Here is a 17,195-nt window from a genome sequence, read left to right as displayed (position 1 = left end):
ATAGGCTGATATGGCGGGAACGGAAAAAGGCTTGGGGTGTTAACCTCAAGCCTTTTGTCCAGCATGTATTTTCGAATAAAGCTGAACTATCAATCGAACGAAGTGACTCGGTTGAGATTGTCCAACGCCTCAAGATATTCGTTCAACATCCTTTCAATCTCGGATTTGACTGTAGTGTGCCCCTTCATATCACCCACGACCTGGCCTACCGAGTGAGTCCAATAATCGAGCTTGTGAGCACGCTCGGCCGCCTTGAACGGGTAGCCGCAAAGAATGGACTGCATTGGCCAGTCAAGCGGTTTTAATGCATCAGGCTTGGTCCAGGCGCGCACATATTCGGTATTCAGCATACGCCCCTGCTTGCCCGTCATTGCTTTGCTTAACCGTGCATCAGTCGACTCGGCTTGGAATAACTTTTCGCGCATCTCCAATGAGAGATCGCTTTCAGCAGTACCAAGCCACAAAGAACCCAGCCAAAAACCTTGGCAACCCGTTGCGAGGGCTGCAAGCATTTGTGAGCCTCGGCTAATCCCACCAGCTGCCAGTACTGGCAATCCACCAGCGGCTTCAACAACCTGAGGCCACAGAACCATGGAGGAGATATCGCCCACGCTGCCACCTGCTTCGGTGCCCTGGGCAATCATGATGTCTACACCGGCGTTTTTTTGCTTGATGGTGTGCTTGGCGCTACCGACAAGTGCACCAACTTGAGTACCTCGAGCATGCGCATCCTTCACCACCCATTCAGGGGTGACTCCCAACGCGCCGACAATCAAATTCACTGACTTGCTAAGTGAGATATCGAGCTGCTCACGGCTCTTCTTATTGGTCATGGCCATCTTGTGGGCATACTCGACCATATAGCTTTCGTAGTATTCCGGACTCAAGTCAGCTACGCCGGACTCAACCAGCATCTTGCGGACAAAGGCCAAGTGCTCTGAAGGAATCATCTTCAGGTATTCTTCCGGTGTTTTTTCAGGGCCGCCTCCGCTGCCCGCGCTGGTGTCAGGAAACACCAGGTCTACGCCGAAAGGTTTGCCACCGACTTCCCGGGTAATCCAATCGATCGACATTTCCAGCTCTTCAGGCGTCATCCAAGCGGCGCCCAGCACCCCTAAGCCCCCTGATTTGGTGACGGCAGCGACCACATCGCGACAATGCGAAAACGCGAAGATAGGAAGTTCGATCCCAAGCTGTTTTGCCAATTCTGTTCTCATGCTTCACCTGCCTATTGATGTTTCGACCTCTGCCAGACCAGCGAGGGCTTATCGCCAAGCCCATGAATTGAATCCATTGGGCATATTTTTAGACCCACGAGTATGAAAATATCATCACGGGTACCAATTTGCAAAGAAAGTTCACCGCTTCACGTTATGCTCGACGAAAATCTTGACAGCGCCTCGTAGAACCGATGCCTTTTTTTGCACAATCAGCTCGCACCCAATAACGGATAATGAACATTCCTAAAAACCAAAAGAAGTTAGCTACGGACAAGCCAAACAGAGCTAAATCGTCCACTGCTTTCCTTATTGATAAATTCAGTAAATGTGGCGCAGAAAGATATCTCACACTACGAAGTGCGCTGACTGTCGAGTCGGGGAATGTGAAACGGTAACGATGGGCATTGGATATTGATCGGTATGCGTTTCAAACAAAACTGGACGTCAGAAGTGTGCAATGATGCCTACCGAAATGAAATGCTTTCAAACACCAACAGACTGTCAACTCAATGCGCTAGCGCCCCCATACGCACCAAACCTGTTCACTCCGGTCAAACCCAAGGGAAGTATTCAGGATAAATGCTATTGCCTGTAACAGGGTCAACAGGGGCGTTCACTTGAGATTTTTTAGCACGACCCATGGTCTTGGATTCCGCGCCCGTATGATTGACAATCCGTTTCTTGAGAGGCCAAAACATGGACAGCAAATCAACACTTCTTTTGCGCATTTTATGACTCCAAAAAAAGGCAACCTATCAAACCATCCGACGGTGATAGGCGCCTGAAGACAACCTGAAAGACTACGTTTAGTTACTAACCAAACAAAGTCCCACTGCTTTTGCTCATCAGAAAACGCATCTCGGATGGGAGGCTTTCGGCTATTTCTACGTGTTGTAGTTACCGGGTAGCCAATGACGCAATTCCTGCCAATTGGCGGGTAGATTTTTAAAGCGATCCAAACCCAAACCATCAATTGGAATTGAAGAGCGCCCTTCAAGCACCAGGTCGGCCGCCGCTCGACCCACAGCCGCCGCCATCCCGAACCCGTGCCCGGAAGTTACGACTAATACCAATCCTTCGGGCGACGTCAGTCGCTCCAGAATGGTCATTTGATCGGGCGTGACATCTACGACTCCGGCCCAGCTACGCAGCACTGCAGTGTTATTCAACGAAGGAAACAATTCGCTGACGCGCTTTACCATGTTACGCAAAAGAGGCGTGTTTGGTTTTGCAGGCTCTTTATCAATATCGACCCCTACCCACTCGTAGGGCCCGCCATTGAAGTGGATGTTGCCTCGCTTGGTCTGCCGAACAGACATTCCATGACCGACCAGAGCGATATCGAATAATGGAGGTAATGGCGCAGTCACTGCGGCTTCCAATCTGACCGCTGCGACGGGCACATTGACGCCCAACATTTTACCGATGAGGGCTGATTGGGGGCCCGCGCTGCTCACCACATGATCAGCGTAGATGATGCCATCTTGAGTCCGAACGCCCTTGACCTTACCGCCTTCGACGACAATTCCAAGTGCAGGCGTCTGTTCAAGAACAACACCTCCCCTGTCCATGAAGGCCCATCCGAATGCTTGAGAGGTGCGCTGTGGATTAGCATGACCAGAATGCTTCGTGTATAGCCCTCCTATTACTGAGGGTGACAGCGAAGGAATCAGCTGCCGACATTGAGCATTGTCCAAGATTTCGAAAGATAGATTGGTTTTTCGAAAGCTTTCGCCAAGCTCCAGTGTTTCTTTCCAATCCTGCTCAGTGATCGAGGCCCAGATACGTCCTTTAGGGGTCCATTCAGTGGGATAACCCAGCTCCTCATCCAGCGTCGCCCACATCTTCTCTGCGGCCATCGCAAGTGGATTCTCCTCAGGCTGGTCTGCTCTGAGTGACAGATAACCTGTGGCCCGGGAGGAGGCCTCATTGGCCATCCGCCCTTTCTCAACGATGATGACTTTCATGCCCGCTTTAGCAAGCCAATAACCAGTCGACAAGCCTGAGATCCCGGCACCGATAATTACTACATCTGCATTTTGCATCCGGATTACCTCAACGTTCAGGCTCGCGATGGGGAGCGATATCTTCCACAGGGTTAAGCCAATAAGGCCAACGATCACCCATAGACGCAGGCTCATCGTGTGCAGTCATAACCGCTATTGAAAGCAGTCGCACAGGAATTCGATAACTACCCGGAAGGACCGCCGACAGCGGCAGGTTAGAGAATCCTGCCAGCAACATGCTCGAATGCTCACGACAACGCCGTCCCTGACAGTGCCCCATCCCCACGCGCGTCATACGCTTATGCATGTCCTGGTTTGCCGACCCTTTGACGATCAACTTCGCGAGCGCGTCATCGGGGCTTCCGTTCTCTACGTGGAGATATCGAGGAGCATTGACCGAAAGCAATTGTCGACGCGTTACCTCCTCGCATTGACAGGCGATCACATCGAGACCAGCCGCTGCCACAAGACTATCCAGCCAAAGGTTCGGCGGATAACTCGAAGTCGACGACGTGGTCACCCCAGGGTTTTGAACTTGAAAATCAGGTGCGATTTTCTCGAAGGCTAAGATTGACGCGACCGCACGGTAGGCCTGCGAAATGGCAACTTCAGGGTGAATCAATGCACATTCATCAATGCCCGATGCATCGCCGATTACATACACGCCGTCAACCGACGTGGCTTGCTCTTGCGTCAACTGGGGCACCCAACCACCCAGGGAGGCATCAAATCGGGTTGAACAACGCGCAACCGCGGCCAACTCAATATTAGGCACCGCACCGTAAGCCATGCAGATAGTATCGCAGGACAGATCGATGGTTTCTTTATTCACGCCGAGTCCTACGAGACGAATACCGGAAACCTGGTTTTTGCCGGTGGCCTCCACGACTGTCGTGTCGAGGAAAAACGGTACCGAGTGTTGCTTCAGAGCAGAGGCAAGCGCCGAGTCACCCTGGATAGTCGCTGCAGGTTCAACGATCCCGACAATGTTGACGCCCGCTTCAATTGCTTGGAGTGCAAATTGAAGGGCAATATTGCCCGATCCCAGGACGACCAGCTCGTTGCCACCCAATGCCTGGTATTTTCCGAGCAACGTCGTTGCAGCTTTAACACCCAGTACGCCAGGCAGTTCCCAGTTGGGGAACGACAACACAAGATCGCGAGCTCCGGTGGCAAGCACAAGGTAATCGAAGCCCAACATCCATGATTTGTCAGCGTCGGCGAGGCCGACTTGCTTACCGGACAGATTTTGCGTGTTCTCACCGGGTACAAAAACACCCCATACACAAGTGTTCGTAATGACTTCTACACCCGCCTCGAGGCAATCCATCAGCAGATCGTTGGAACCGAGTACACGATCAGCAATCGTCGCTTCGTCGGAAAGCACCGATGCCAATCGAGCACCGTAAAAATAGGGAGCATCCAGACTCATTGAGGTCGTATTCTGCGGATGCTCGTCTACAAGCGTGACGCGCAGACCATTTCTAGCGGCAGCCAACGCCGCGGTACATCCCGCGACACCGGCGCCCACCACAACCACTTGTTCTTGATGAATGGTCATATTGGAATCACTTGGCTTTGAGTTCGTTAACACGGGCGACAAATGCTGGAAGCACCTGTTTCAGATCACCGACTACCCCGTACTTGGCGATAGAGAAAATGCTCGCCTCTGCATCCTCGTTAATGGCCACGATATTCTTGACCCTGCCGAGTCCCGCCAAGTGGTGGATAGCTCCAGAAATCCCGGCCGCGACATATAGATCAGCGCTGACTTTCAATCCGCTGAAACCAACCTGACGCGTGGAGGGCACCCAGCCCATATCAACAGCCGCACGGCTTGCGCCTACCGCAGCTCCCAAGCTGGTGGCGGCATCCTCAATGTAATGCCAATTATCCGCACTGCCTACTCCAATCCCGCCCGCGATCACGACTCGAGCGCTCTTCAGAGCAGGCCCCGTCCCCGAGTCCTCGGTAACGACTTCGAGCACCTCGATACGACGAGGTACCGGATTGAACGGCACAGACTCGACCAACACCGCAGCGCCGGTATCAGCTGCTGGAAGGCTGCCGGGACTCAACGTAATCATGCTTAATTTGCGATTGAGCTGATAGCGAGCTACGAATGCTCCGCCGCAGTTGATTTTCACTGCCACGAGATGACCGTTTTCACGTTCGATACCCGTGCAGCCCGTGACTAGCGCAGCGTCCAGTTTTGCTGCCAGTCGCGGAACCCATTCGCTGGTATCTGCTGTTTGCGCAAATATCACAAGTTCAGGTTGCACACTTTCGATAATGGAAACAGCAGCGGCAACAAACGAATCACCATTGTAGTCAGCCAGGTCTGGATGATCTGTGACATAAAGAGTGGTTGTCCCCTTGGGACTGAACGCTTCGATCACGTTACCAAGCTGGTTACCTAATACTGCGCCATTCACTACCCCGCCGGCTTGGACGAGCAAATTCGCAAGTGATGAAAGTTCAAAAGTAGTGGATTGCAATTGCCCACTTTGCACATCGCCGAACACCAGGATATTTGCCATCAGATTAGCCCCTTTTGAACCATCAACTCAGCCAGTGCACGGCCATCACTTTCTGCAGAACCAGTCGATATCAGATGGGTCTGTACCTCAGCCTGAGGTTTGACGGAAAGACCCAGCAGCGTTGTGCTCGGAAGGTAATTCACCACCCCCAGCTCTTCAGCTGTCCAGGTAGGAATCGTTGCCTTTTTAGACATCATCACGCCCTTGAGTGCGGGCGAACGAGGCTTGTTGATCTCATTCGAGACGCCCAGTAATGCGGGCAAAAGAACCTTCAGCCGCTGTAGTGAATCTTCGCCAAAGCGATCTACAAGCGCTGCACCAGAGCCGTCGATTGCCACAGCTTTGATAGAATTTACAGCAGGCAAATTGAGCCGTTCTGCGAGCATGAGATGAGTCTGCCCAGCATCTGTGTCCGATGACGCTTTACCACACAGAATCAGATCGACCGGGTCCAATCGCCCAATGGCAGCGGCCAACAATTCTGAAATCAGAGCACCATCGCACTCAAGGGCTGACGGGCCCTGAATCAGAACCGCTTTGTCAGCACCAATAGCCAACGCGCGGCGTAGCTGATTGATGGCCTGATCGTCCCCTACGCTCAGCACGGTTACCGTCGCGCCTAACTTTTCTTTGAGACGAATGGCCTCCTCCACGGCGTTAGCGTCATACCCATTAAGAACTGGACTACCCGAACGCACTTCGACAGATTTACCATCGACTCCAACCTGGAGTAAGGCTGGAGGTGTGTTAGGGTCGTATACCTGCTTCACAGTTACCACGATATGCATGTGACGCTCCTCTATCGCCGGTTTTCTTGTAACGCGGCTGACTACTATTGATCACCGACAAGGGGCCAGATCACTGTACGTTTAGCCACCTTAAATCAGCACGCCCCTCTGTGGTTGAGTTAATCAATGACGACTCCACACACGTCGGGCCCAACGCATTTAGCAAACAAAAGACCAGTGACCTATTGGTACACAAAAAAGACCGACCGGTCTATCTTTTTTTCAGTCATTGTTAAAATTGTGTAGCGCTGTCCATAAGTCGTTGAAACTTAGCGTTAAGTCTGGGATGGACGTGATGCATGACGTCACCTCATGACTCCTGAAGAGGAAACATGACTCGAACCTGCGCGCGGAGTGATTCCATGAAGAATGAGAGATCGACGTTTCCACAGATTGAAATTTCATACGCGGGTAGAACCCACATGGAGTGACATCAATTCAGAGTCGCGTATTCCAGATGCCGATCTCCCGGTCCTTCACAGCGGACTATTTAAATAAGCCAGAGTACACATCAGCACGTCGGTCGCGAAGTTGCCTTACTTCCGCTCGTTCGCGGGACAGGCGCAAGGTAGAAAGATCCAGGTCGACCTGAAGTAATCCTTCACTTTCGTTTTCTTTTACCGCGTAAGTACCGTCTTTGATCTTGAATTTGTTATCGATCGGGCACGCAACAAATGCACGTCCTGAACATTTAGCGGGATAGTCATACGGGATACCCAAATTCCCCACCAGGGTTGAGATACAAACAAACATCTGGTTTTCCAACGCGCGCGCATGTCCGCTGTGCCATTCACGCCAGGTACCCAACTCATCCGTCAAGGTGGGAACAAACAGTACTTCCACCCCTTGACTGGCGTAATGACGTGTCAATTCTGGATATTGCAAGTCATAGCAAATGACCATGCCGCAGCGTACGCCATCGATCTCGAAGATATTAAGCTCCGAGCCGCCCTCAGTTTGAATCGCGCGCTCGCCCCTTGTCATATGGACTTTATGTTGACGCACGTGCGTTCCATCAGGATTAAACACAAAGCCGCTGTTATAGCCTTTGCCCTCTTCCTCATGCCAAAAACTGCCGCCAATGATATAAAGCTCGTATTTTTTAGCGAGCGAACTCATCAGCATTACATGACGGGGTAACAGTGGAGTCAACACACGCCGATAAAATTCCGCCACCTTAGTGTTATCGACGTGTTCTGCCTCGCTGTCTGTCCAGAGCAGCCCCATAGGCAAAAACTCTGGAAACAGCACAGCTCGACTATCAGCCGCTTTAGCGTTAGCGACAAATGACTCCACATGCTCAGCGTATTCGTCGAAATTGCTATAATGGCGTATTTCAAACACAGCAATGGAAACTTTCAAATTATCGACCACGAGCTACTCCAGATCACAATTCTGAACGTGTATTAAGCCGCTCTACTGCAGCAAATGACAGCGCACTGATTAACGTATGAACGCAAACGCGCGACACCTTAAATTAGCGACGGTTAACTCGAGGATTGATATCGCGCGACCTGGATCTACACCGCTCGGCTGTGCATCATTACTTTCCACTCACCCTCTTGCACGACCTCGCCTCGTTGGTTAACAAGTGATACGTAAAAATTCACGATGCCAACAGCAGGTTTTTTAGTAGGACGTAAAGAGGCGACCTTTTGGTTAACATGAATGGTGTCACCAATTAAGATCGGCCCGCGCAAATCCCAAGTCATGCCGAGAAACGCGATGGCTGTGCCTTCTTTAATCCCCAGACGGCTTTCAAGACCGGTAGCAATCGCAAACCCAGCCGGGCCATGCAAAATTCGCCCACCAAAAGGTGTGGTTTTAGCGAACTCTTCATCCGTGTGAACAGGGTTGTGATCACCGGTAAGCGCTGCAAACATTACAATGTCTGTCTCAGTGATGGTGCGACGTGGCGAGTTCCATTCTTGACCTACATAAAACTGCTCATAATAAAGTGCGTTTTGACCAATACCAGTCAATTGAGGTTGGTTTTTGACTTCTTCGATGCTGCTCATAGGCTAACTCCATTATTTTGATGGTTTGCGCGAAGGGTTGTGGCAACGTGGCCCATCGTACTGAATACAACATTCTCATGCGTTTGCATGTATTTAATCAGCTGCTCTAACATCTTGATTCGAGGCCCACGGCCGATGATTTCCGGATGACACGTCAGTGTAAAAACGCCGGACTCCGAATGGGCACAATCGAACTCCGCACTCCACGCTTTGTAAACATCCTCAGGCAACCGAAGCCCTTGATAAAGCGGACGAGGCGTGAACTGGAAATACGGGTAGTCGTCTAATTCCCAGGCAACTGGAAACTCGAGAATCGTACTGTCACAGCCCGGCGTGAAGCGCTCCTCTGTTACGATATCTCCGATGCGTGCGTAGTAAGTCTTGTAGTCATAAGCCATCAAACTGCTGTCGTAAATCAAGCCATGCTCTTCCAGCACCTTGATAGTGTCTTGACTAAGATCCCACGCGGGCGAACGGTAACCGACCGGACGAACGCCAGTTACCTCGGTTAGTACTTCTATGCTAGCCGCTAACGATTGACGCTCTTCCTCAAGTGCAAGTCCGACTGGCGATTCATGCACCAGTCCGTGACAAGCAACCTCATGACCCTGCTCAACAATCAGCCGAGTCAGCTCGGGAAAGCTCCGCGCGGTGTGTGCTGGCACAAAAAACGTCGCGTCCACTTCACAACGCTGCAACACCTCAAGCACACGAGGCAGACCGACATTGGCTGCAAATTCTCCACGGGAAAAAGGGGTCGGCGACGTCTGCTTGAACGTACTCAACCAAATGGACAGCGCATCGAAGTCAAACGTCAGACATACCGTGGTCATAAATCCTACCTATTAACGTGACATCACCCAGTCTTGACTCAGCGATCTTTGATTGAGGTGATTTAGCTACCCACAGCACCGATTAGAACGACCGGACTGTCACTCATACCTGCCGTATGGATTTTTAGACTGCCGGGTCAGTATGATTGAATAATTTATCGTGTCAATACGGTCCCGAGCAAAATAATGTCGCGTCCATCAGGAGTGCTTTAAGCCCCACAGGCAAGCGTCTGCAGGCCAAAATAGCTTGCAGCGCCTGGATAGCTGGCATAGGATTTATACTCGGCGGTTGTTTTTAGGTACCCGCTGATCTTTTATTCTGGCTGGACTGCAGTCATCCGAGGAGAATCCAATGATCGAAGCCGTAAATGTGGGCGAAAGCTGGCCGGGAGTTTCATTAGCGACCATTGCCACCGGTTCCAAAACACTATTTCTCACTGGGCACTGCCCCACTGATGCAGCAGGTAATGTCGTCGAAGGCGATTTTGAGCATCAGGTGAGAGTGACTTTCGAGAACATCCAGCTGACCCTCAAAGCCGCCGGAGTAGGGTTTGAGTCCGTGGCCAAATTCAATGTGTTCCTGACAGAGGTGAACCCGGAAATTCTGGGAACCTTCAAAAAGGTTCGTAATAGCTTCGTAAACCTGGAAACACCTCCAGCATTCAGCGTCATTGGCGTTGGCGAGCTGTGGGATCCCGCCATCAAGATCGAAATCGATGGCATTGCCATCCTTGATAACAAATAGTTCCTACCTGCAGATTTCTTGCAAATAAACCTCCGCGGTCGCCGAGTTAGCGTGCAGCGGGGGTTTTAGCTTTTTGACTGCATCAACATGCATTAAGCGCGTCAGGGAATTAATTTTTGACTTTCAGGTACAAAAAAAAGACAATCAGTCATGTTGGGGACCCTGCGTGTTGCTGAAACAAAGCTTCAAGGGCTCTAAATAGACCTTTAAACAGGTGTCAGGATGCAATCTACATTCAAGGGCGTTGTTTACCCGGCTCAGACCGATGCGATGGGTCATATGACGGTCCAGTTTTATATAGCCGCCTTCGACCAGGCTTTTTGGCACCTCGTTGCCTCTCTGGGCTATAACCCCGGATGGCGTGAGGAGCGTCAAGAGGGGTGGGCTGACGTTCGTCACGAAATCGATTACCGTGCGGAATTGAAAGTGGGTGACTTGTTCACCGTGGAAAGCACGGTCAATCGGGTCGGGAGTTCGTCGTTAACGACGCATCATGTTCTTCGCAATTTCAATAATGAAATGTGCGCAGAAATCACGATGTTCAGCGTTTACTACGATCTTCTTAACAGAGTATCCAAACCGATCCCTGGCACCATAAAAAGCGCGGCAAGCGCATTAGTTTCAGCACCTACCCCCTTATGACTGCTCATTGGTGAATTTTATGAATATCGATTTACGCGACCAACTCAAGCAACGCAAGCAAGCGTATGTACAGGATGAAATCCTGGCCGCTGCCGCGCGATTGTTTGGGGAGAGAGGATTTCGTGCTATCACGATCAATGATATCGCTGCCAGCCTCGGTTACACAAAGTCGGTTGTTTACTACTATTTCACCAACAAGAATGAAATTCTTTGGCAGATCTTTCTTCGGATGTGTGATCGATACAACGCTACTGTGAATGAAGTCTTGCTGCAACAAGACCTGTCGCCCCAGGAAAAACTCAAGCAGATTCTCTACCGTCACTGCCTGAATGTGATGACTCAGAAAGACTGGACGGCCATTTTCTTCCGCGAAGAAAGTGAATTATTGCCTGAGCAGTACGATCACATGCGCAAGCATAAGCGCGAGTACGACTCCCTGATAGAAAGCGTCTTTGAAGAGGGTGTTGAAGCCGGGGTATTTAAATCGATACCTTCACATATTGCAGTGGGCGGATTTCTCGGAATGTGCAACTGGCTGCACACGTGGTATAGCGATAAAGGGCCACTGACCGCAGAAGAAATCGCAACTTATTATTCAGAAATGTTAGCCGACGGTTATTTGAAGTAAGTTTTAGGCAGACCCAGGCGGGCAACGTCGAGTTCCCCGCCTACTTATTTACCATTTTCAATACTATCCCACACGCCAATTTAGACAACGCTTCCCAGTGTTCCTGCCGATCACCCGAAATGCTAGCGACAAAGCCATTGAGCACTGACTCAATGGCTATCACGGCAAGCAGTTCCTCCTTAGAGCAAAACTCGCCGAGTGCAGCCCCATCGTCAATTATACGATCGAGCAAATCTGACATAGCATTTTTTGAACTCTGAATTCGCTCACCATAAACTCCAGCCAGGTACATTCTTTCACGACTGGCAAGCAAATGCAGATCATGATTCAAAACACCATAGCAAATATACGTGTATACGTACTGTTCTAATTTGTCTCGCGGCAACGTTGATGGTTCGACGGATTTTTTCAGGTGGCCGATGAGCGCGACGTCATACTCAAAGATAAGGCTAAAGAGTAGGCCTTCCTTACCATCGATGTGATTATATAATGATCCAGGCTGTATCCCAATGGCCTGAGCAATCTGGCGAAGACCCACCTCTTCATACCCGTGCTTCACAAATAAATCCAGAGCAGTCGAACGAATTTTAGAGTAAGTTGTTTGGTCCTGTCGGATTGCGACGAACACATCAACGTCTGAAAAAGACACCATAGCCTCGACCCATTTTACATTAACTATTTATTCGTGATTTTTGCTTTAAGTGTTTGTTACACCAAGGCCACTGAACGAACCTTCAACACAACACCTGCATCGACGGTGCAGTCTCGCTGAAAGCTCGCACAATTAATAACGCTACAATTTTGCAGAAGGATCCAGTTCACGCACTATTGATAATGCCCTGTATAAAATTTTACAGGGCATTAATTCCCTTGCGAGGTTGCGTCATCTTCGAAACCACGACCTTCGCCTCAGAATCCAACTTGATACGTGCAGCTATTATTTCGCTGTCCAGCCACCATCAACTACAAAATTTTGGCCCACGCAATAGTCTGCTTTGTCCGACAGCAAGAAAAGAATCATATCAGCAATATCAGCCGACTTGCCTTTGCGTTGCATAGGCACGGTACGTTGTAACCACTCAGGATCCACCCCGACGCCCCGCATCTTAGGTGCATGCTCGCCCAAAATCCGTGTCGAGTTCGCTCGCATTTCCGTTTGGATAGAACCAGGACATACGGTATTGATACGAATGCCGTCTTTGGCGTAATCACAGGCCATTTGTTTGGACAAGCCAATAACAGCGTGTTTCGACGCGGTGTACGATGCACCATCGGCGCCGCCGACCAAACCACCTACAGATGCAACGTTAACAATATTACCCTTGCCGACGGTCAGGAAGTGCCGGATTGCAGCGCGGCACGCATAGAAAGTACCGCGAAGGTTAATATCGATAATTGCTTCCCACAACTCGTCGCTGGTCTCAACCGCACTGGCGAACCCATCGAAAATGGCTGCGTTGCAGATCAAACCATCTAACTTCCCGTATTTGCGAATTGTCCCGGCGATCAGTTCTTCCACCTGCGCCAGGTTGCGAACGTCAGTCTGGACAAAATCCACGTTACCAACGCCTTTTGCGTTGATCGAATTGGCAGCCTCGGTACCTTTGTCTTCTAGAATGCCGCCTAAAACCACGTTCACGCCGGCGGAAGCAAGGTGTTCAACCGTCGCTAGACCGATACCCGTTTCACCGCCCGTGATGATAATGACCTGACCATTCAAATTGAACATCTGTATCTCCTAATAATTTAGCGTTAGATTAGCTAGCCAAAATCAGAACAACCAACATGACACGGGGTTCTCCTTTGTACTGCCCGGGCACCCCCTCTGTTTGGCAGCCTTGGGGAAGCTCGGTAAGCGCAAGCTGGAGCAAGGGCATGACGCGTGACGTTAGTTCGCATGTGAAAGCTGGTGAGCTCACCATGCCCCTCTGGAAAATATCACGCTGCCGACAAAATCATTCATCGTCTAAACCGCCTTTTACAGGCTTTGTACCCAGGGGTATTAATACGTACCCGCAAGTCAGTATGGCAAAAAGGGCAGTTTTGTCAATGACTGTTTACCCCTATAAACGACGATGTTTTTTGGACGGAAATTGGATAACGCCCTTGATAGACGACAGTGCGATCGTTATGCAGTGACCGACCTTTTCAATCGAGCCAGCAAACAGTTGGATTTGCCCACTCACTGCGAAGATGACCGTTTGTCTGGATAATTCTATAGTCATGCTCTGCAGGTCACTGATCAGCCATTCGAGCCACAGAGAATTTTTATAGCCATATCACCTGCGACGCGCTGCATCGAACCTGATTGCGCATCAGACCGCCTATCCACCAGCATCCCTGAAAGCATGGCTATCACTGCTTCACACGCGAGGTCGCGATAAGTTTGTTTCACTCCGTGCTCACAACATTCACGCGCCGCTATACCCTTTAATAAATTTAAACGGAAGTTTCGAAGGCTGTATATTTTGTCGCGAAAACTCCCGACTAAAGAATGACCTTCCCTGATAGCCAATGTGTGGAGATCACGATTCAGCAAACTGAATTCAGTGTACTCAGACACAAAAGCCATCAGTTTTTTCCTCTGTGAGCGTTCCCGAGCTATTGCTTGTTTGACGCCGCGTGAAAGCTCTTGTTCGAAGTCGTGAATAAGTTCGAAGAGAAGGTACTCCTTCCCTTCGATTCGATTGTACAAATATCCAGGCTTCAAACCGACACCCTGAGCAATTTGCCTTAAACCCACTGCTTGATATCCGTGTGCAACAAAAAGATTGAGCGCCGTTAAACGCACGTTAGCGCTGATATCTCCGCTCAGGCTATCGTATTTACTGGCCAACCTACCGTGGGAATGTAAAACCACAACGATACAACCTGCAAAAAATTTATGGGTTTGATGATTGAGTCAGCCCGGACTGAAGGAAATCAGCTGAGAAGTCCTTTACTTCAACGCTATAACTGACTTCCTCATCGGGAATGGTACGGATTCTGACTTTGGACTCCATTTCCTCAGAGATATGGGCAATTACGCCCGGTAGCGTTGAAATGACCGCTAATCCAGTCATCTCTGCAGGAGTGAAATCCATTTGCGCTAAAATCGCGCCCATCATCCCTACTTCATTAATGACCATCTCAGGTTTGTTGGCTTGACCAATAAAGGCACGGTGAACAGCTTCGTACCATTCACACATGTCGCCCCATACACCCGTTTCGATCGCCAACGTCTTGAGTTGCTCAGCTCGTGGATCGATGTATCGAAAAGCTGGGTGGCCTAACCCCGGCACGCGCTCGCGTTTAGATCTCATTTGGGCTACCAACGATTCGGCAGCCTGGTCAAAGGTCTCAGCGCTTTGCGCGGTAGCGAACGTCGCTTTCAGGAAACTACCTGTTTGATCGGGGGCAAGAGAATATTCTCCCGCCGTCAGCACCGATGTCGCCAAACCGGCCACCATTGAAGGGTTGCTGGACACACAAAATCTCGCTGCCACAGTTCCAGGCTTCTTCAAAGCGTAATCAAGCACCGAGCACAACACACCGTTTACCATCCGCGCCTCCCCTGCTGTAGGAAGACGGCCCCTGATCAATAGAAAGGTTGCGGAGGCAAAATCCAGCTTGCCAATGATGTCTCCCAGGTCATAACCGCGAATGTAGACCGCATTATCTTTGACATGGCTGACAGCGCTGCTCCAGTAACGCTTGCTTGTATCGTTCATCCTGTCCTGCTCCAAAATGGCTAACCCCCCCGATTTCCTGGGGAATGGCAAAACTGTACGTCAGGTCTTTTTTTTTGTCTAGCAAGACAGCTACGATAAAAACAGGTCGGTAATCTGGTTCGAACGGCTGGTTGCCTTTACCCCGAAAGCTGATAGTATCCGATAAGGTATTTTTACATACCCGATGGTCAGTCTCGCAAAAGGCGGCAGCTCGACTGTCAAAGGTGATCGTGCGAAACCAACAAACGCACATCAGCCGAGTGCCTGAGACGAGGTCAGTCAGCTCTGGCATAGAAATAGCCTGCTCTACCTTCAAAAATTGATACCACCCAACCTCATAGGATTGTTCCGGTATGCAGGACACACTATTCACTTCGACGACCCTCTACAGCGCACTGGCGGAAATAGCCCTGCGCACGCCTTCAGCATCAGCCATCGTCTATGAGGGGCAAACCATCCAGTACAAGGAGCTGATCGACCGTATTGATGTGGTTGCCGACTATTTAAATAGTTTGGGATTGCGACAGGGACATTCGATAGCTGCGTTCGGTCAAAACAGTCCAGACTTTGCTATTCACTACTACGCAGCAGCGAAACTGGGTGTAGTTTTTGTACCCCTAAATTTCAATCTGACACCCGCCGAGATTGCCTACATTTTGAATCACTGCGAGGCCAAGTTTCTCTTTCTGGACGAAGATGCTACAGCGCTGATGATTGACAGTTCTGAAACCGCTATGTTCAGGAGCCAGTTCCGGCCTCTTCGCATGCCGGTGCGCTCAGAATGGGGGGTCAATCTGATTGCTCCTTCGGTACCTGAGGCAGAGCATGATCTGATTATTGCTTACACCTCAGGTACTACAGGTACCCCTAAGGCAGTGGTGATGGATCACACTGCACAATTGGGCGCAGCAAAGGCACTTAAAGACTTTTGGGGGCTGAACGGTAACGATTGCACCGTGGTAGCTGCGCCCTTAGGGTTCCTTCTGGGGCTGTCAACCGCCACGACCGTCGGCTTGTTAAATGGCATGAAGGTCGTTATTCACCGACGATTTCACCCAGTAGAAGTGTTGGATTCAATGGTTAAACACGAGGTCACCGTATACACCGGTGTTCCGACGATGTATTCCATGATGCTGGAACACAGCGAACAGCAAGACATCCGTTACGACCTGTCTAAAGTTCGGTCACTTATTTGCTGCGGGGCTCCGCTGGCTGATGAACTCAAGAAACGATTCGAGATACGTTTCGGTCAAAAACTGCAAAATTATTATGGAATGACCGAGTGTTACCCGCTAATTGGTAAATTCGCAAATGATCCAAACCCACACCCCGAGACGTGTGTAGGACGCATTGCGCCTAACGCGAGCATCAAGATCGTGGCGGCGGATGGAAAAGAGTGTGAGCCGGGTGTTGCAGGTGAAATGCTAGTGAAAGCAGCATCCATGCTCAAGCGATATCATAAAGATCATGCCTTGACGCAAGCATCGCTTGTTGATGGATGGTTCAAAAGCGGCGACCTGGGCTCGATCGATGCACACGGACACGTCTATATTACCGGACGCATCAAGGACATTATTATTCGTGGGGGTGCGAATATTTCGCCGGTCGAAATTGAAAGTGTTTTGCAACGGCATCCGGACGTTCAAGATGCGGCGGTCATTGGCGTACCTGACGAGCGTTATGGAGAAGTACCCGTCGCCTTCATTAAATCTCGTCAAGGCAGGAAGGCTCTGGAAAGCAGCCTTATTCAACATTGCACAGTAGCCCTCGCCAAATTTAAAGTACCCGCGTCTATTATTGTGTGCGACGTGTTGCCACTGGGCACTACTGGAAAAGTAGATAAACAGGCGTTAAAAAAACAGTGGTCCACACACACTATCTCGGTCGCCATGTCATAGTTTCCACTTCAAACACATAGCCGAGACAAATCGGCTATGTGTTGCATTCCTCGCTTGAAAGTCGTTTCCCGATACTATTCACAGCACATTATCAGTTAGCCGTTTTGCCGAGTTCGATCCTGGCACTCACTCGCATAGAATGAGCTCGGTTGATACTTGCCAAAGAC

Annotated in this window: 17 protein-coding genes; 4 read left to right on the top strand and 13 right to left on the bottom strand. The window is 50.3% G+C overall.

Annotated features, from left to right (window positions below; translation table 11 throughout):
• Window positions 1-89 precede the first annotated feature (89 nt).
• From KGA88_RS30995 to KGA88_RS30955, 9 genes are all read right to left on the bottom strand, one after another.
• Window positions 90-1,217: a nitronate monooxygenase gene (locus KGA88_RS30995; protein ID WP_223596669.1), complete on the bottom strand. Its 1,128-nt coding sequence runs from the start codon at window positions 1,215-1,217 to the stop codon at window positions 90-92.
• Between the two features lie 554 nt (window positions 1,218-1,771).
• Entirely contained in the window at window positions 1,772-1,948 is a 177-nt protein-coding gene (locus KGA88_RS30990) for a hypothetical protein (RefSeq protein WP_223596667.1), read from the bottom strand.
• A gap of 156 nt (window positions 1,949-2,104) precedes the next feature.
• On the bottom strand, window positions 2,105-3,265 hold the full coding sequence (locus KGA88_RS30985) for an NAD(P)/FAD-dependent oxidoreductase (RefSeq protein ID WP_223596665.1): 1,161 nt from the start codon (window positions 3,263-3,265) through the stop codon (window positions 2,105-2,107).
• A 10-nt stretch (window positions 3,266-3,275) separates the two neighbouring features.
• Entirely contained in the window at window positions 3,276-4,787 is a 1,512-nt protein-coding gene (locus KGA88_RS30980; RefSeq protein WP_223596663.1) for an FAD-dependent oxidoreductase, read from the bottom strand.
• Between the two features lie 7 nt (window positions 4,788-4,794).
• Window positions 4,795-5,766: an electron transfer flavoprotein subunit alpha/FixB family protein gene (locus KGA88_RS30975; protein ID WP_223596661.1), complete on the bottom strand. Its 972-nt coding sequence runs from the start codon at window positions 5,764-5,766 to the stop codon at window positions 4,795-4,797.
• Window positions 5,766-6,554: an electron transfer flavoprotein subunit beta/FixA family protein gene (locus KGA88_RS30970; protein WP_223596659.1), complete on the bottom strand. Its 789-nt coding sequence runs from the start codon at window positions 6,552-6,554 to the stop codon at window positions 5,766-5,768. Before KGA88_RS30970 ends, KGA88_RS30975 begins: the two co-directional genes overlap by 1 nt.
• Before the next feature lie 486 nt (window positions 6,555-7,040).
• On the bottom strand, window positions 7,041-7,928 hold the full coding sequence (locus KGA88_RS30965; RefSeq protein ID WP_223596657.1) for a nitrilase-related carbon-nitrogen hydrolase: 888 nt from the start codon (window positions 7,926-7,928) through the stop codon (window positions 7,041-7,043).
• Window positions 7,929-8,074: 146 nt separating this feature from the next.
• On the bottom strand, window positions 8,075-8,572 hold the full coding sequence (locus tag KGA88_RS30960) for a MaoC/PaaZ C-terminal domain-containing protein (RefSeq protein ID WP_223596655.1): 498 nt from the start codon (window positions 8,570-8,572) through the stop codon (window positions 8,075-8,077).
• Window positions 8,569-9,405 (bottom strand): polysaccharide deacetylase family protein, encoded by an 837-nt coding sequence (locus tag KGA88_RS30955; RefSeq protein WP_223596653.1) that lies wholly within the window; start codon window positions 9,403-9,405, stop codon window positions 8,569-8,571. The genes KGA88_RS30960 and KGA88_RS30955 overlap by 4 nt, the downstream gene beginning before the upstream one ends.
• A 352-nt stretch (window positions 9,406-9,757) precedes the next feature.
• On the opposite strand from KGA88_RS30955, the gene KGA88_RS30950 reads away from it, so the two are divergent.
• From KGA88_RS30950 to KGA88_RS30940, 3 genes are all read left to right on the top strand, one after another.
• Window positions 9,758-10,150, top strand: a complete 393-nt coding sequence (locus KGA88_RS30950) for a RidA family protein (RefSeq protein ID WP_223596651.1) — start codon at window positions 9,758-9,760, stop codon at window positions 10,148-10,150.
• 222 nt (window positions 10,151-10,372) lie between these two features.
• Window positions 10,373-10,792, top strand: a complete 420-nt coding sequence (locus KGA88_RS30945; RefSeq protein WP_223596649.1) for an acyl-CoA thioesterase — start codon at window positions 10,373-10,375, stop codon at window positions 10,790-10,792.
• A gap of 19 nt (window positions 10,793-10,811) precedes the next feature.
• Window positions 10,812-11,420 carry a TetR/AcrR family transcriptional regulator gene (locus KGA88_RS30940; protein ID WP_223596647.1) on the top strand — a complete coding sequence of 203 codons (609 nt, stop codon included), beginning with the start codon at window positions 10,812-10,814 and terminating at the stop codon, window positions 11,418-11,420.
• Window positions 11,421-11,460: 40 nt separating this feature from the next.
• Here KGA88_RS30940 and KGA88_RS30935 read toward each other — a convergent pair whose 3' ends face one another.
• The 4 genes from KGA88_RS30935 to KGA88_RS30920 all read right to left on the bottom strand — a co-directional run bounded on the left by KGA88_RS30935 (window position 11,461) and on the right by KGA88_RS30920 (window position 15,130).
• The gene (locus KGA88_RS30935) at window positions 11,461-12,072 is read right to left on the bottom strand and encodes a TetR/AcrR family transcriptional regulator (RefSeq protein ID WP_223596645.1); all 612 of its coding nucleotides are present in this window, start codon (window positions 12,070-12,072) and stop codon (window positions 11,461-11,463) included.
• Between the two features lie 285 nt (window positions 12,073-12,357).
• Window positions 12,358-13,149: an SDR family NAD(P)-dependent oxidoreductase gene (locus KGA88_RS30930; protein WP_223596643.1), complete on the bottom strand. Its 792-nt coding sequence runs from the start codon at window positions 13,147-13,149 to the stop codon at window positions 12,358-12,360.
• Between the two features lie 513 nt (window positions 13,150-13,662).
• Window positions 13,663-14,280, bottom strand: coding sequence for a TetR/AcrR family transcriptional regulator (locus tag KGA88_RS30925; protein ID WP_223596641.1), 618 nt, complete (start codon window positions 14,278-14,280; stop codon window positions 13,663-13,665).
• A 22-nt stretch (window positions 14,281-14,302) separates the two neighbouring features.
• A complete protein-coding gene (locus KGA88_RS30920) occupies window positions 14,303-15,130 on the bottom strand; it encodes a citryl-CoA lyase (RefSeq protein WP_223596639.1) in 828 nt (275 codons plus the stop codon).
• A 353-nt stretch (window positions 15,131-15,483) separates the two neighbouring features.
• Between KGA88_RS30920 and KGA88_RS30915 the strand changes: the two genes are divergently transcribed.
• Window positions 15,484-17,028 (top strand): class I adenylate-forming enzyme family protein, encoded by a 1,545-nt coding sequence (locus KGA88_RS30915; RefSeq protein ID WP_223596637.1) that lies wholly within the window; start codon window positions 15,484-15,486, stop codon window positions 17,026-17,028.
• Window positions 17,029-17,195 lie beyond the last annotated feature (167 nt).

This window comes from Pseudomonas sp. A-R-19 (assembly GCF_019956575.1).
In the GTDB taxonomy this organism is placed as follows: Bacteria; Pseudomonadota; Gammaproteobacteria; order Pseudomonadales; family Pseudomonadaceae; genus Aquipseudomonas.
The sequence above is the reverse complement of the archived record's forward strand: the minus strand, read 5'-3'. Positions and strand labels throughout refer to the sequence as shown.